The 17,472-nt window shown below is 45.6% G+C and carries 6 protein-coding genes; 1 reads left to right on the forward strand and 5 read right to left on the reverse strand.

Annotated features, from left to right (window positions below; genetic code table 11):
• Positions 1-96: 96 nt before the first annotated feature.
• Positions 97-11,172: a DUF7507 domain-containing protein gene (locus HFE01_RS09840; RefSeq protein ID WP_107733845.1), complete on the forward strand. Its 11,076-nt coding sequence runs from the start codon at positions 97-99 to the stop codon at positions 11,170-11,172.
• A 159-nt stretch (positions 11,173-11,331) separates the two neighbouring features.
• On the opposite strand, the gene HFE01_RS09845 is transcribed toward HFE01_RS09840, so the two are convergent.
• The 5 genes from HFE01_RS09845 to HFE01_RS09865 form a co-directional block, all read right to left on the reverse strand.
• Positions 11,332-11,529, reverse strand: a complete 198-nt coding sequence (locus tag HFE01_RS09845) for a cold shock domain-containing protein (protein WP_013373372.1) — start codon at positions 11,527-11,529, stop codon at positions 11,332-11,334.
• A gap of 516 nt (positions 11,530-12,045) precedes the next feature.
• Positions 12,046-12,588 (reverse strand): CatB-related O-acetyltransferase, encoded by a 543-nt coding sequence (locus HFE01_RS09850; RefSeq protein ID WP_107733897.1) that lies wholly within the window; start codon positions 12,586-12,588, stop codon positions 12,046-12,048.
• A 60-nt stretch (positions 12,589-12,648) separates the two neighbouring features.
• Positions 12,649-13,719, reverse strand: a complete 1,071-nt coding sequence (locus HFE01_RS09855; RefSeq protein ID WP_107733844.1) for a tetratricopeptide repeat-containing glycosyltransferase family 2 protein — start codon at positions 13,717-13,719, stop codon at positions 12,649-12,651.
• 25 nt (positions 13,720-13,744) lie between these two features.
• Complete coding sequence (locus HFE01_RS09860; RefSeq protein WP_107733843.1) at positions 13,745-15,472, reverse strand: glycosyltransferase; 1,728 nt, start codon at positions 15,470-15,472, stop codon at positions 13,745-13,747.
• A gap of 21 nt (positions 15,473-15,493) precedes the next feature.
• Entirely contained in the window at positions 15,494-17,428 is a 1,935-nt protein-coding gene (locus HFE01_RS09865; protein ID WP_167442859.1) for a glycosyltransferase family 2 protein, read from the reverse strand.
• Positions 17,429-17,472: the final 44 nt, after the last annotated feature.

The following is a 17,472-nucleotide window of genomic DNA, read 5'->3' on the forward strand; positions in this document are numbered from 1 at the left end:
TACGAAAGGATCATTACACCCAGCCCAGCTGGCTCTTCCCCTGCAAAAATCCTAAGACAGCTAATTGGGGAGAGATGGAAAGTAGGAAGTTAATCCATGGCTTTTATTCAGCGTTATGCAACGAACCAGACCGGGGCTATTACCTTTATAGGAAATACACTCGGGCTGGCACGTTCTGCTTCGGCGGGGGTGCCAGGTACAGTGACCAGCATTGGCGCTTTCATCACAACCAATACAGCCTCTCGCTTCGGCACATATCCATTCGGCACGACTTCTGCTTTTGCCAGTAACTCATCGACGGCATTCCTTGTGCTCCCTGCGGGCAGTACCGTGCTATATGCTGAACTTATTTGGGGAGGAAGCTATGCCAACGGCAGTACCAATGTATTGTCCAGCGCCAGCAATCCGATCACATTTCAGACGCCTGCTTTATCTACTACAGTCAGTCCTGAATCTGCAACATCGGTCAACGTCACCAGCCTCAGTACCTATGTGAGAACCGCAAATGTAACAAATTTGGTCATTCAAGGCGGCCCAGGGGCATACACGGTCGGGAATGTAACCGGCACCATCACGGTTCCCGATTCTACCAACACCAACCACGCTGGATGGACACTGGCAGTGGTATACAATAACCCGTCCCTCCCCTTCCGTAACCTATCGCTGCGTGTTGGCGGTGAAGGGGTCAGCAGCGCTACTGGCTCGGTCAACGTGGTAGTGAGCGGGTTTGCCACGCCTGTACAGGGAACTTTGCGCGGCAGGGCGTTAATTAGCGCCCAAGAGGGTGACGTGGATATCACCGGGGATCGTGCGTTATTTGGACCTACCGCATCCAGCTTAACTGCGCTGTCTGGGCCCAACAATTTTTCGACTAATTTTTTTGCGTCACAAATTAACGGGGATGACGGCACATTGGTCACGACGGGGACCTTCGGTACCACTAATGCGGTGAATGGGACACCTGGGACGCAGGTTACGGGTGGACGGCAAGGCTGGGACATTACCAACGTCGATATCTCCTCCACGCTGCTAAACAGCCAAACCAGCGGTGTCCTTCAACTAACCACTAATGGCGATATTTATACCGTTAATGCCAATGCCATTCAAATTGATATCAATGCTCCGCTGGTGACCCTAACCAAAACTGCTAGCTCTACGGGGTTGGTTATTGGCGATACAGTTACTTACACGGTTAACATTTCAAATACGGGGCTTGTCAGCGCGTCTAACACAGTACTTACCGATATCATCCCAGCCGGAGCTACCTTTGTACCCGGCAGCGTTATTGTCGCGGGCACTGCCCAGCCCACAGCCAATCCTGCAACAGGTATTACAGTGGGCAGCGTAGCTCCTTCTTCCACGGTAACCATTACATTCCGAGCAACAGTCACCTCATTGCCAGCCAATGCGCAGCTAGGCAATCAGGCATCGGCAGCCTTTTCCTTTCAAACCGTGCCTGGCGGGCCTGTCATCTCTGGTAGCGTTCCGTCCAATACTGCGAGTACACCGATCTATCAACCCGTTATCGGGATTGTTAAAAGTGCCAATACATCGGCTGCTACAGTAGGAGACACCATTACGTACACGTTTCAAATATCCAACACGGGTAGCATTGCTGCGAATCTCAACTTTACAGAGAGCATCCCGGCGGGCTCATCCTTTGTTCCGGGCAGTGTGACCATTGGCGGTTCTTCCGTGCCTGCTGCCAATCCTGCTGCTGGCTTTTCAGTAGGAACGATTAATACGGGGTCTACTATACCGGTGACCTTCCAGACCCTCGTCAATGCTGTTCCTGCCTCTGGCAACTTGACAGATCAGGCGACTTACACGTACACCTTTATACCACCTGACGGACGTGTATTGAATGGAAACGGCACATCCAACACGCTCACCATTCCTGTATCCTCACCGAATGTGACCGTGACCAAAGCCTCTTCCTTAGCGGCTGCTGCTGTTGGAGAAACCATTCAGTTTACGATAACCGCCACAAACAACGGCATTGCAAATGTGACCAATGTCGTGGTGACTGATCCGCTACCTAGCGGAGTTGCCTTCGTACCTGGCAGTGTCACTGTAAACGGAACACCAGCTACGACAGCTTCGCCTGTAAACGGGATTCCAATTGGCACTTTGGCTCCAGGCGCATCGGTAACAGTTGTTTTTCGAGCAGCCATTAATTCATTGCCTTCTCCCTCGCAAATCAACAATCGCGCAACTGTCAGCTTTACCTCCGGTGCCTTTACCGGATCATCGTTGTCCAATCTTGTAGCTATACCTGTCGTGATTGCAGCGCCAACGATTACTAAAAGCGCAAGCTCCAACCGTGCCAGCGTCGGTGGAACGATTACTTATTCATTTCTCATCGCCAACACCGGTACAGCCGTGTTAAATACGACCTTAACGGAAACTGTACCGGCAGGCTCCACCTTTATTCCAGGGAGCGTCATTGTTGGCGGATCTTCGGTTCCGGGGGCCAACCCCAATACCGGAATTCCAGTAGGCACAGTGAATCCTGGAGCACAAATTACAGTCTCGTTTCGCACCACAGTAGACTCTCTCCCACCCGGAGGTGGATTAAACGATCAGGGACAGCTCCAGTATTCCTATCAATTGCAAGACGGGAGAACCCTGTCGGGCACACTTCTTTCAAATATCGTTTCCGTATCCATATCGCTCCCCAACGTAGCAGTAACCAAGTCTGCCGGATTTACATCCGTTAGTGTAGGCGAAACGCTAACCTACAGTGTAAATGCCGTTAATAACGGAATTGATCCCATCACCAACGCCGTGATTACCGATCCGCTCCCTAGTAGTGTGTCATTTGTACCCGGGAGCGTAACCGTTGGCGGTTCACCTGTGAGCACGGCTGACCCCAGAAGCGGTATTCCTGTCGGCAACATCAGCGCAGGCGCATCTGTTCTAGTGTCCTATGCCGTGCTGGTCAATGCCGTCCCGTCCGTACAGCCGCTGCAAAACACGGCCAGTGTCAGTTTTACCAGTGGCACCTTTACCGGAACCTCCCAGACGAATACGGTTACTGTGCCCGTTTATCAGCCGCGTATCAGCGTCGCCAAATCTGCAAGCACAACAGCAGCTACGATTGGCGACACGATTTTGTATACCTTGTCGGTCACAAATAGCGGCAACTATAATGCTTCTGTCACGCTGACTGATGCTATTCCTTCCGGGTCTACTTTTATAGAGAACAGCGTGGTAATCAATGGTGTTAGTCAGCCGGGAGCCAGTCCAGCAGCAGGTATTTTTATCGGAACCGTGTCACCGCAAAGCCCGATCACACTGACATTTCAAACTGTAGTGACCTCTCTTCCAACGCCATCTGTGCTGACAGACCAGGCCAACGCCGCCATTTCCTTTACGCTGCCTGATGGGCGAGTGCGAACAGATAGCTCATCATCCAACGTGTTATCCATTCCTGTGTCTGCGCCAAATGTGTCCATTTCAAAGACCACAGACCGTTCCACTGCCATTCCAGGTGATTCAGTGTTATACACGCTGACAGTACTCAACAACGGTATCCAGGCAGTGAACAATATGGTCGTTTCCGATCCGATCCCGCCTGGCTCCCAATTCACTGCGGGCAGCGTAACACTGAATGGCATCGCAGTGGCTAACGGAGATCCGGCATTAGGTATCCCGGTTGGAAGCATTGCCCCAGGAGGAGGGGCGACGATCACGTTCAGGGTCACGGTATCCTCTCCATTGCCGAGCCCACCGCAGCTCACCAATCAAGCGCGTGTTAGCTATACCAGCGGCGCTTTTTCAGGTGTTTCAGTATCTAATCCGGTGACAGTAGCCGTCAATGCTCCAGTGCTAACTGTAAGTAAAATTGCTGACCCCCTACAGGCAACGGTTGGCGATATCGTTACGTATTCTGTGGCAGTGACCAACAATGGAAACATTGCTGCTGCTGCCACATTAACAGACAATATCCCCACAGGCTCGGCACTGGTGCCGAACAGTGTGGTCGTTAACGGTACTCCTGCTCCGGGTGCCAGTCCCGCAACAGGTCTGTCTATTGGCTCCATTGCACCAGGAGCCACAACTCAAACAACTTTTCAGGTGGTGATTACTTCCGTGCCTTTACCTCCCCAACTCACCGACCAGGCGAATATCAGCTTTTCCTTTCAACCGCCCGATGGCCGGATTGTTAACGGCAATGTTTCGTCCAATATCGTCACAATTCCTGTTTCATCGCCCAATGTGCAGGTCAGTAAAAGCACCTCGGCAACTGATGCCGTTCCTGGTGATACGATAACCTATACTATTACAGCTACCAATAGTGGGATCGCAATCGTAACAGATGTCCGCGTGACCGATACCATTCCGACAGGCTCCTCTTTTGTTCCTGGCTCCGTTATCGTAAATGGAACAACGCTGCCGTCAGCCAGCCCCGTGACCGGGATTCCAATCGGTTCTATCGCTGCTGGGGCGTCAGCAACGGTCACCTTTTCCGTATCTGTTAACAGTCTACCTGATCCACCCCAACTGAGTGACCAGGCAACGGTTTCTTTTACCAGTGGCACACTGAATTTCACATCACTCTCCAACACCGTTGTCGTTCCCGTTTACCAACCTATTATCAATCTCGTTAAAACTGCTAATATGAGTCAAGCAACCGTAGGCGATACCGTAGTCTATACACTGACCGCCCAAAATACAGGTAATTTAGCAGCAACAGCTACCTTTACCGATGCCATTCCATCAGGCTCCTCCTTTATACCCAACAGCGTCACCGTAAATGGTTTACCTGTTGCTGGGGCTAACCCCCAAACGGGTGTGGTGGTCGGAAATATTGCAGCAGGAGCCTCTGTCGCTCTAACCTTTCAAGTGGTCATTAATGCTGTCCCTACAGGCTTGGGGCTGTTAAATCAAGGTTCAGCCACATTCACTTTCCAGCCTCCAGACGGTCGAACATTAAACGGAAGCGTCCAATCCACTCCGGTGTTTATTCCTGTATCCAATCCAGATGTCACCGTGACCAAAACAGTCAATCAGACATCTGTAGCCTTTGGAGATACAATTACGTACACCATTACCGCAGCAAACAATGGCATTACACCGGTGACAGGAACGGTCTTTATCGACCCGATTGCTGACGGTACTACTTTTGTACCTAACTCCGTACAAGTCAACGGTGTCACTATACCGGGAGCCAACATTGCCACAGGCGTGTCCGTGGGCACTGTCCCTTCTGCCAGCTCGGCAACGGTCACTTTCCAGGCCACAGTAACCTCCTTGCCAGCATCAGGTTTGTCAACGGATCAGGCAACGGTCTCCTTTAATTCGGGGGCTTTCGCAGGCCAATCCGTCTCGAATCAAGTCAGCCTGCCTGTATTTCAGCCGATTTTGAATGTGACCAATACTCTGAGCGCAGATCGTGCAACCGTAGGGAATACGCTTGGTTTTGTCATCACTGTCACGAATACAGGCAATGCGCCCGCAGAGACAGTCGTGCTTGATCTGTTATCCAGCTCGCTTAGCCTGAATCAAAATAGCGTGTTGGTCAACGGTGCGCCTATTCCCGGGGCAGACCCGATTACAGGTATTAATATCGGCTCGGTCGCCCCAGGTGCGACGGTAACCGTCTCATTTAGCGCCGTGGTCATATCGGTACCACCTGGCTCTATACTAACCAACCAAGCCACTGTGAACTACACGTTCCAACTGCCGGATGGACGAACATTGACCGGCAGCGGTGCAGCCTTGCCCGTATCCATTCCGATCTCATCACCGAATGTTACAGTCACGAAGGCTGCTGATGTGGCAGTCGCTGTCGTAGGTGATTCGGTTCCCTACGTCATAACTGCGTTCAATAACGGACTCGATCCTGTTACTGGCGTAATCGTCACAGACACCATTCCTTTCGGAACCGTCTTTGTACCAGGCAGCGTTACAATCAATGGTACTCCTGCTGTTACGGCCAACCCGCAAAATGGCATTCCTGTCGGGACGCTTGGAGCCGGTGGCGGAGCCACTATTCGCTTCTTGCTTAACGTACAATCGCTGCCGTCACCAGCGTCCATTACCAATGAAGCGACCGTCAGCTTTACTTCAGGTGCATTTAATGGATTTTCTGTATCCAATCCCGTTACCATCCCTGTGTACCAACCCATCGTCACTGTATCAAAAAGTGCAGGAACGGGAAGAGCTACGGTTGGAGATACTGTGACCTACACATTCTCTGTTACTAACTCTGGGAACATTGGCGCCGATACCGTCCTTACTGATCCGATTCCAGCCGGGGCTGCCTTTATCCCTAATAGTGTAGTGATCAACGGCACGGCCGCACCTGGCTCAGATCCAACCGTCGGGATTCCCTTAGGTATTATAGGCGCCGCTACGACCGTCGCACTGACCTTCCAGGCAGTTATTACCTCACTGCCCGCGTCGGGTACACTGGTCAATCAGGCGACCGCTGCTTTCAGCTATCAGCCACCAGATGGCCGTGTCCTGACCGGAAGTGCAGTATCTCCGGCCGTGACCGTCTCCGTCTCTTCGCCGGATGTGGACGTTATCAAGACAGCCTCTGCCACAGTTGCCGTAGTCGGAGATACCATTACTTATACCGTGGTCGCTACGAATAACGGAATCAGCCCAGTCGTGAATGCTGTCGTATCTGATCCACTGCCGCCAGGCACCAGCTTTGTCCCCGGCAGTGTGACCGTGAATAGCACATCTGTGCCTGCTGCGTCACCAATCTCAGGTATCCCTGTAGGCACCATTGCAGTAGGTGGCTCAGCAGCCGTTACATTCCAGGTCTCCGTTGCCAGTCTGCCTCAGCAGCCGCAAATAACCAACCAAGCGACTGTCAGCTTTACTTCAGGCGCGTTGACCTCGTCTTCGCAATCCGATCCGGTGACCTTGCCCGTTTATCAGCCGATCATCGGCCTGACCAAAACCGCTAATACCATCAACACACAGATCGGATCGACATTGGTCTACACCTTGACGTTAACCAATACTGGAAATATCGCCGTTTTACCTGTTCTGTCGGATAACATTCCTGTAGGTTCTGAACTATTACCTAACAGCGTAGTCGTTAACGGCATCCTGGTGCCAGGAGCTTCGCCAGTTACAGGCATAACACTCGGATCACTGGCCCCTTCAGGCAGTATCACAGTAAGTTTCCAAACCATCGTCTCGTCTCTGCCAACTCCGCCTATACTGACCGACCAAGGGCAAGTGAACTTTACGTACTCACCACCGGATGGTAGAGTGCTGAGCGGTACTGTCACATCCAATACAGTTAATGTCGCTGTGTCTGCACCTAATATTCAGGTGACTAAAACATCCAGTCTGGCAGCCGCTGTAGTTGGAGATACGATCAGATATACACTGAGTATTACGAATAGCGGTGTGGATTCCGTCACAGATACCGTTGTAACCGATACAATCCCAGCAGGTACTTCATTCGTTCCGGGTAGTGTCCTTATCGACGGGGTACCTTTCCCTAACGCCTCGCCCATTGCTGGAATTGTCATTGGAAACGTCGCACCTGGAAATACATTTATCGTGAGTTTCCAAACTTCTGTCCAAAGCTTGCCGCAACCACCACTGCTCACCGATATTGCATCCGTCACATTTACCAGCGGAACGTTCACCGGCACTGCCTTTTCCGATCCACTCATCGTCCCTGTGTTCCAGCCGTTAATTACACTTACTAAAGCATCGAGCACTGTTAACGCCTCCGTCGGCGATACACTAACCTATACGATTACAGCTGTGAATAACGGTAATATTGCAGCTGCCCTTACGATCAGTGATAATATCCCTGCCGGATCATCATTCCTTGCCAACAGTGTCAGTATCGCTGGCAGTCCACAACCTGGTGTGTCCATCGAAACGGGCGTCCCGGTTGGATCTGTGCTGCCGGGCGGAACGGTATCCGTAACTTTCCAAACCGTTATCAATGCTCTGCCTAATCCACAGGTACTGGTCGATCAAGCATCAGGCTCATTCACTTTCCAACCGCCGGATGGCAGAACCGTATCAGGATCAGTTGTATCCAACACAGTTAGTATCTCTGTATCTTCGCCAGATGTGAGCATTGTCAAAGGAACAGCAGCTACAGACGCCATTGTCGGCGATATCATCACCTATACCTTGGCTGTCTCCAACAATGGAATCAGTACCGCCAATAATATAGTGGTTTCAGATGTCATTGCAGCGGGAAGCTCCTTTGTGAATGGCAGTGTTACTGTAAACGGAACCTCCTTCCCTGATGGAAATCCGGGATTCGGTATTGCCATCGGTACACTCACTCCTGGAGCCGTTACTACCGTTACATTCCAGGTTCGAGTTGATTTCTTACCCGCACCTGCACAATTAACCAATCAGGCATCAGTTAGCTTTACCAGCGGGGCATTAACTGGCAGCTCAACATCTAATGTGGTAACTATTCCAGTCTTCCAGCCGATCCTGACAGCAGTCAAAACAAGCAGTACCAACAATGCCACCATAGGGGACATCATCACCTACACGATTGTCGTATCCAACACCGGAAACATTGCTGCCTCGACTACGGTAAGCGACAATATTCCAGACGGCTCCGTATTTCTTCCAAATACAGTGACGATTAACGGCATCGCTGCTCCTGGTGCAAGCCCAGTTTCCGGCATCCCGACTCCAGCTATAGCACCAGGACAATCGGCAACCGTTACTTTCCAAGTGCTGGTATCCTCCATCCCTACAGCTGTACTACTGGTAGATCAGGCTGAGGTAGGCTATCGCTTTAATGCTCCAGATGGCCGAGAGGCTGGCGGATTCCATTTATCCAACATCGTTGAGGTTGCCGTGTCACCGCTAGATATCACCTTAAGTAAAAGCGTAAGCTCACCTTTCGCCACTACTGGCGATACCCTGACGTATGAACTCGTGATTCATAACGAGGATGCGGACACCGTGCAAAATGCCCGTTTGCTGGATACATTGCCAAAGGATATCGAGTTTATTACAGACTCAGTTCAGATTAACGGGTCTACCGTGGCTGGAATTGATCCTAGTGATGGCATACCGTTGCCTTCATTAGAAGCGAATACCAAGACCCTTATATCCTTTGAAGTCCGTATCGCAGCTACCGAACAGCCGGGACCGCGTACCAACCAGGCCCGCTTGTTGCTCACAAATGGTGAAGAATCGAGTGCCATTTTGTCCAATCCTGTGACGGTTGCTATACTCCAGCCTGTAGTGAACCTTACGAAATTAACCAATACAGAGATCGCACATCCGGGTCAAAGCGTCACCTATTCCATCATCGCGGAAAACACCGGAAATATTGGGGCCTTCGGCTTGTTGGCTGACTTATTGCCACCTGATCTCTCCTTTGTTCCCGGCTCTGTTTCGGTTAATGGAATTGCTCAATATGGTGCCAGTCCAGAACAAGGTATTACGCTAGGCGCTATTGCACCAGGAGAAAAAACGACTACTGTCTTCTCCGCACTTGTCGTTCGTGTCCCTGAGTCGGGCTTACTAGAGAATCAAGCTTCGCTGACTTACTCCTACCAGCTGCCGGATGGGCGAAGCCTAGATCAGCAAACCACTTCGCCTTCCGTCTCGGTTAAAGTAGCCGCTGCCGATCAAGGAGCCTTGTCAGCTGTGCTGCACACGACGGTATCTACTGTCGCATTGGGCGATGCTGTGCCTTATCAGCTGACCCTTGTTAATGATGGAGGCTCCGTCGTTACCGACATCGTGTTAGCCGATTACGTACCAAGTGGCACCATCATAAATCCGGACAGCTTGAAAATTAACGGTTCTCCATCTGCCTCTAGCAAGCCGGGTGAACCACTCTTTATCGGCAGCTTACAGGCGGGACAGACAATTAACGTATCCTTCACCGTAAATGTTCAATCTCTGCCGGTCGGAGGACGTCTAAATAATAATGTGCGACTTCAGTATGCTGATAGTGGCGGTGCGAGCGAGGTCACCAGCAATACCGTGACTGTAGCTGTTTTTGATCCGCAGCTTGCCGCAAACATCTCCACAGAAAATAAGGAAGCCCTAGCAGGAGAAACCCTGACCTACACGGTACTACTCCATAACTTTGGCAACATTACTTCAGAAGTTATTCTGCAGAATTTTATTCCTGCCGGAACCCTATACATTCCTGGCAGCATCCAGCTGGACGGCCAATCGTTGGCTGAAGCCGATCCTGCTGTTGGAGTTAGTCTAGGGTCTGTGGAACCTGGACAGTCATTGACCCTGACTTATCAGGTAACCGTATCCGAGGCACCTCCATCTGGCTACATCGTAAATCAAGCTGCCTTTACCTACTCATTTACATTGCCTGGAGGAAGAATCGTACCGGGCACATTGACTACAAATACCGTGACGATCCCAGTGGTATTCCCACTGCTCGAATTAGTGAAACAGGTGAACACCCATGACGCCTCTGTAGGAGACACACTGACCTTCACCATTCAGATCACAAATAAAGGGGGAATCTCGGCGCAGTATCCGTTGTTCACGGACCCGTTGCCGCATGGACTTGTTTATGTACCCAACAGCCTAACTGTCCAAGAGAAAGCACAGCCAGGCGCAAATCCTGGCACTGGTATTACGCTCCCGGATATTGCACCAGGAGAGACGCTCACCCTTACGCTCCAGGCACAAATCCGTGAAGCACCTGCAGATGGAACATTCAGCAACCAGGCCACCATCGAATATACCTCGCGTCGTAGTGGTGGAGAGACCCTGCAGGAAACCGCTCAAACCAACACTGTAGGCGTGGCCGTCATTGCAGCCATTCCTAAACTTACACTTAGCTCCAGCGCTCTGCGTGTCGGGCAAGAAGATACCCTGTCCTTCACCGCCCAGGTGGAAAACATCGGCAACACTCCGCTGGAGGAGCTATTGCTCACTGCACCGTTTTCAGCCGAAGATTTCCTTGTACTGAGAACCGTCACCGTGAACTCTGTGCCAATTCCGCATCCTAATCTGCTCCAAGGTATTCCTTTAGGCCAGCTTGATCCTGACCATAAAGCCGTCATCGTCTTCTCCTTCGATATCGAATCTGCGCTCCGTGCGTATCTGATCGCTCAGGCCATCCTGCGCTATCAATTCCGTTATCCAGACGGCCGCATAGAGAAACAATCTGCCTCCTCCAATACCATTTTTGTGGAAATGGCTGACTTTGACGGTTCTCTAGAGTAAAGGTTCTGTTATGTTGAGCCCCTTACCACCTTGTAAGGGGCTCTTTTATGTATGTAGAAAACATAAAAAAGCCCTGGAATATATTCCAGGGCAGTTGCTAGCGCGTTATCCATTGCTAACCATCTTACCAATTATGTAGGTCGGCTATGCCGGGGATGATTATAATTTGGTTACGTTAGCGGCTTGTGGTCCACGTGCGCCTTCGACGATGTCGAACTCCACGTCTTGTCCTTCTTCAAGTGTTTTGAAGCCTTCTGTTTGAATTGCGGAAAAATGTACAAATACGTCGCCGCCGTCAGCCGTTTCGATGAAACCATAACCTTTTTCTGCGTTAAACCATTTTACTTTACCTTGCATGCACTAACATTCCCTTCGTCATCAAATGAAGTGAAGCTCTCGCCCACATTTTTGACTATACCACCCAAAGTTATCCATTGTCAATTGGAATTGATAATGTTTTCATGTATAGTTATTCCATATATAATACAATGGGTAAATAGTCAACAACTTTGTTCCTTGTTCATTAGAACTTGAACCAAAGCAGACTTCCTAATCATGTTTTAAACTACATTTTAGAGTCTGAAACGATAAATTGATAGACTTTTTTTTGCTTTTGAGGGTTCTTTTCTTTATTTAGAAACTATTTAAATGTTCAAGAAGCTCTCGTCCACGCAATAAAGCATGTTAGACGAGAGCTTCTTGAATTTATTTCATACGATCCATTAGAACGCTATCAGGTGTATAGTTAGATTCTTTGGACAAGCTAATTTTGCGCTTCCTGTTTTAGCGTTTAAATGTATTGTTTTGCAATTCACACTAAACAACAAATCTATTATTTTGAATCAGTAATTTCGCTTCACTGTTCATACCTACCTATGTTGTATGTCTTTCAATAAATACCGAAATATCATCATTTAACAGAAGATCCCAATTAGCTTTAATTTTATAAATGGGCCACTCCCACCATGCGATTTTCACCAACTGCTCGATTTCCTCTGGTTTGAATCTATATCGAATTATTCGCGCAGGATTTCCTCCTACAATACTATACGGGGGGACATCCTTAGTAACTATACTTCCAGCACCAATGACAGCACCCACACCAATAGTAACACCTGACAGAATCATCACATTATTCCCGATCCACACATCATCTCCAATGGTGACATTACCTTTAGTTGCAGGGTGCCCTAGTTTATACTGAGCTTCCGTAAATATATCACTAAATGGATAAGTAGTTAACCAATCCACCCTATGCTCTCCCCCAAGCATGATAGTAACATTATCAGCAATAGAGCAGAACTTACCTATTTTAAGACTTTCACTTATTGTATGACAGTAAATACTTGGATTTCCGTAGGTCCAATCTCCTATTTCAAAATTAGCATATATAGGGTTTTGATTTGTAAATACTATACCGTTTTTAATTTGTTTCCAATTCAATGCGCTATCTCCCCATTCTTATTCAAGTACCCTTTAAACTTTTAATTCATATAATCTGATTAAAGAAGGTTCATAGTTATAGACCACTGCTGCTTGGTAATGCTCAATAGCTCTCTGAATGTTACCTGTTAATTCATAAAAAACCCCTAGATTATGATGAGCTGCGAAGCTTCCAGTCCCTCTTACATTTCCTTCTTCGCCCGTATCACCTACATCTAGTGCCTTTTTATATAATTGTTCAATATTAGGAAGAATACTCTGGTAATTTTGAGGATCGCTAATCATTAATTCCAAAAAAAATAGGGCGGAGACAAAATAGAAATCAGAAGAATGCCCCATAAATTTTTCCTCATGATCAAAGACTGCTAAACCTTCCTTAAGGTTCCCAGAAGAGATAATAGCATACATATAGTTGACTATAATACTAGTCGAAATAGTCTCTTTATGATCCATTAACTTATATGCCTTCTTGAGATTATTGAATTCTTTCTCAGCATCTCCCAAGCCACGATATTCTTTAGCAATTTGATAATAGTAATAAGAAGTATCAGGATGCTCTTCAATTGCTTTTTGCAATAATGGAATATTTCTATCATGTTTCTGAGTTTCCATATATCCATCATGCATAATCTCTACATTTAATTTTACTCTGGGTAAATCGGACTGGATTTGTTCGTGAACATTCCCAACATACCGACAATACGATGGAATTATCCTAGAAATATAACAATGTTCATAATTTAGCCCGTCTTCAGAAATAAACTTGCTTGTGTGTTTAACCCTTCCAATTTGGGGGCCATCCGCTATAAAAGCGTTAATAATATCCTTACATTCATTGATGATGAACTCATCTGCATCCAAAATCATACACCAGTCTGTTGTAGACTGTTCTAATGCAAAATTGCGAGCATCCGCAAAATTATGATTCCATTGATAATCAAATATTTTCGCTTTATAATCAGCTGCAATAAGTTTGGTACGATCCGTTGAGCCAGTATCTACAATTACTATTTCATCGACATTTTCTACTGCGCTATCCAAACAACGCTTGAGTACTGCTTCCTCATTTTTCACAATCATAACTAGAGAGATTGTAGGTTTCATAAAATTATCCTTATGCCAGTTTTAGCTAAACTAATACTTCCATGAGTTTCTGATACCAGTTAAAATCAAGGCTCTTAAGTCTGAGCATGTACTCTTCAGATAATTCTTCTTCTCCTATATGATGAAGGAAATAAGCAATATTATATATAACCTCTAAATGAGTCTCATCAAGCGACAGTGCTTCATCAAATAAAGGAAGGACTTTTGCAATTTCCCCCTGCTCAAAGTGAATGACTCCGATCGTATTCAGAACCTCTACTTTATCCGCTACACAAGATAGGAACTTGACATTTCTTAATATTTCATCATTAGTCTGGGAAGAAGTAACTTCAAATATTTCTTGCTTATTAATATGACCATTCTTGATATCATTCATAATATCCAGAAGCTGATTGTTACAAGCAGAAATAATATATTGGTAAACTTCAAATTGATTTAAGATTTCATTTGGGACAACTTTAGATAGTCTTTCAAGTCCTTTGACTGCAGTACTATCTCTTGGCAAATTAACTCCCATGAAATCCAGGTTAACAAACCCACTATTAATAAACATTTCTTGTATAGATGCTAATGTAAAAAACCTCACATGTGTACGGTCTAGAATCCCTGCATCAGCATACTTCCATTTTCCATCCAACAGTTCATTAATAACGCTATAGTGCATTATGTTAGGTATACTTGCTAATATTTTTCCGTCAGGTTTCAGAAATTGACGCATATTTCCAAGTGTCTTCCAAGGATCATATAGATGTTCCAACACATCCCCAAAAATGATGTAATCAAAACTTTTTGGTGGGTATGGTAGATCTCCGTTCTCTACATTGTGTGGAATGACATCAGCAACTAGAGAAGCTATACTAGCTGAATTTTCGTTTAGCTCTATGCCATAGAGTAGGCTATTTTTGAATTTATTCTTAATTCCGAGCAGAGTTCCTCCACAGGCACATCCAACCTCAAGTACAGTTATTTGAGAAGACGCATCAGCCTCAATAAGATTAATAAGGATATCTCGCTTATGTTGCGAATAAATAGGGTCAAACCCCCATTTTTCTTCAAATTTTTTTGCGTTTTTTTCTAAAAGAGAATTAAAATAGGACTTATCCTCTTTAAATGAAGTGCTGCCATAATGATGGATAAATGTATCCTTGCATAGCAATAACTTATAACCATTTTTTCGCATGCGAATGGAATAATCGTCATCTTCATAATTCCCTGGCGAAAACCTTTCATCAAGCAAACCTATTTGCTCAATGACGCTTTTTTTGATAAGCATGCAAAAGCCAACTAATTTCAAGCGTTCTTCCCAAGATAACGGATTAGAGATATTGTAATCTTTAGCAAATGAATGCATGTCATCGATATTTCCATATGGAACATCAATTTCTTGAAAATAGGAAGAATTGTTTGTAACACATCCAACTGCCCCAATCTCATCCGAGCTATATAATGCTTTTAGAAGATTTGAGAGCCAGTGCTGAGTCACGATTGTATCGTTATTGAGAAGAAGGATTTCAGTACCAGTAGCGACCTCTATTCCTTGATTGCATCCTTCCGGAAACCCACGGTTTTCCTTATTTAAGATCGTTACAACATCTGTTTGCTGTGCTAACCATTCGGCTGTATCATCCTGAGAAGCATTATCAACTACAATGATTTCATATGCATTCTCATGGGTGTATTTCCGTATACTTTCGATACATTGTTTTGTGTACTCTAACTTGTTATATGTTAAAATGATTATGCTGGTTTTCATAGTTTACTCCAATACTATTTTTTAGTTATTGCACATCTCCATAAGGAAGGATATATCAGAGACGTAAGGGTAATTATCAACTAGTTTATTAAAGTAAGACTTCTTCCCCTCTGGTTCCGATATACAAATAATTGGATAATACAAATGTTTTTTTTCTGGTGATAGCTTTAAACTCTCAGCAAAAAATTCTAAAGCATCTTCCCTGTAACCTTGTGCCTCATGATAAAAAGCAAGATTTTCATAACTTCTATCATCTAGTTGTTGACGTGACAATAACAAAGAATAGTAATTCATTGCGTCTTGCATTTGGTTTACGCTAAAGAAATAGTTTCCAACGTCATTAATCAGCTTGGGATGATTCGTATAATTTATTAAATTATCAAACTCCTCATAATAGCCAAGCAAAAATAAGTCTTTAGCTAATAAAAACAACTCAGTCGAATAGTTTTCAGCAACATCATCACTTACTATTTCTTTTTTTTCCATGAAGTTGTACAATGCATTTAACAACTCATTTTCACCGCTGCAATCAGATGATTTGAAAAACTCCAACTTGTCTTTTTGTTTAAAAATCATACAACCAATGATTAACTGACGTTGTAAAAATGAATCTTTTTTTATCTCTGAGGATAAATTTCGAACAGATTCCGCCCACAATTTCTTATTTTTATTTATCAGAGCATACCTAAGCTGATCTCGATCTGTTAATGTTACTTCATCACTGAGTAGGTCATAATAATGGTTCACCATACGATGATTTCCTAAAGCAAGGAACACTTTAAAAAGAATAAGACAATGTGACATTTCCTGAGTGTCATAATTAGCATCTAAAAACCTTTTTATAGATTGTTCATTGTCGTTTAGGCTTAACCATTCAAGCAAGCTAAATAGTACATTCACGTTCTTTTTATCCCTAAGAAGCTTTTTTCCAAGCCAATATACAGCCTCTTCATTACGACATAACCGAAAACTTAATTTTATTAATTGATTTACTGGAACATCATACCCGTAAGAAGGGTTTACAAGCCAAGCAGTTGCCTCGAACCGAGCCTTATAATCAGCTTTTTCAATAGCCTTTTTATAACACTCAATCGCTTTTTCATAAAGACCAAAGGATTCGTAATGTGCTCCTTTTATAGTAAAGTACTCTGGGTAAGATCTAAAATTAGATAGTTTTTCTTCCGTCAAAAACCAAGAGTCTTTTAGTTTGTCATTTTCGATATATAGGGAGATAAGCGCCATTAAGCAATATGGGTACCAAGCACTTGTTTCATCTGCCTCTTCAAAAGACTTTTCGTAGGCCAGCATTGCATTTACACTATCATCTGCAAATCTGTATTGATTTCCAAGAGTAAACCAGTCATAGGCACTCATGGCTTTTTGGCGTTGCATTTCCTCAAAAATCTTCATATTTCGGGTATGCTTATCTTTCTTTACTACAGTTTGCTCCTGATAACCTGTATGGTATATACAAAGATCTGTCATTTGTGTATATACTTTTGCATCTTCCTCTCCGATGCACAATTGTTCGTGTATTGGACGATAAAACTGTATCCCCATAAAGTTAGGGAACAATCGCGTCACAGGAGCAGTAGATACTTGTTCCATACTTTCAGAAGATCCTGAGTAATTTACTACAGTAATCGTATACCCTACATTAGACTTAGGAGTTTGTTGGGCTATAAAATCCAACCACTTGGATTCATCATCAGCAGATAGATATTCATCTGCATCCAGCACTAAAACCCACTTGCCAGTAGCAAAACGAATGGATTCATTACGAGCGGCTGCAAAATCATTACACCATTCGTAATCAAAAATAAGATCTGTATATTCACGAGCTATCTCTTTAGTCCGATCCGACGAGCCTGTGTCTACAATTATGATCTCCTCAGCGATATTTCGCACACTATCAAGGCACCGCGAAAGCAATGCCTCCTCATCCTTTACAATCATACACACACTAAGCCGCTTCATCTTTACCAACCCTATTCTGATCC

It is taken from the genome of Paenibacillus sp. EKM10P, assembly GCF_011800655.1.
GTDB lineage: Bacteria > Bacillota > Bacilli > Paenibacillales > Paenibacillaceae > Paenibacillus > Paenibacillus polymyxa.

Coding starts and splice junctions, on each gene's coding strand:
- HFE01_RS09840 (WP_107733845.1), top strand. CDS start 97: ATGGCTTTTATTCAGCGTTATGCAACGAACCAGACCGGGGCTATTACC.
- HFE01_RS09845 (WP_013373372.1), bottom strand. CDS start 11,529: ATGCAAGGTAAAGTAAAATGGTTTAACGCAGAAAAAGGTTATGGTTTC.
- HFE01_RS09855 (WP_107733844.1), bottom strand. CDS start 13,719: ATGAAACCTACAATCTCTCTAGTTATGATTGTGAAAAATGAGGAAGCA.
- HFE01_RS09860 (WP_107733843.1), bottom strand. CDS start 15,472: ATGAAAACCAGCATAATCATTTTAACATATAACAAGTTAGAGTACACA.
- HFE01_RS09865 (WP_167442859.1), bottom strand. CDS start 17,428: ATGATTGTAAAGGATGAGGAGGCATTGCTTTCGCGGTGCCTTGATAGT.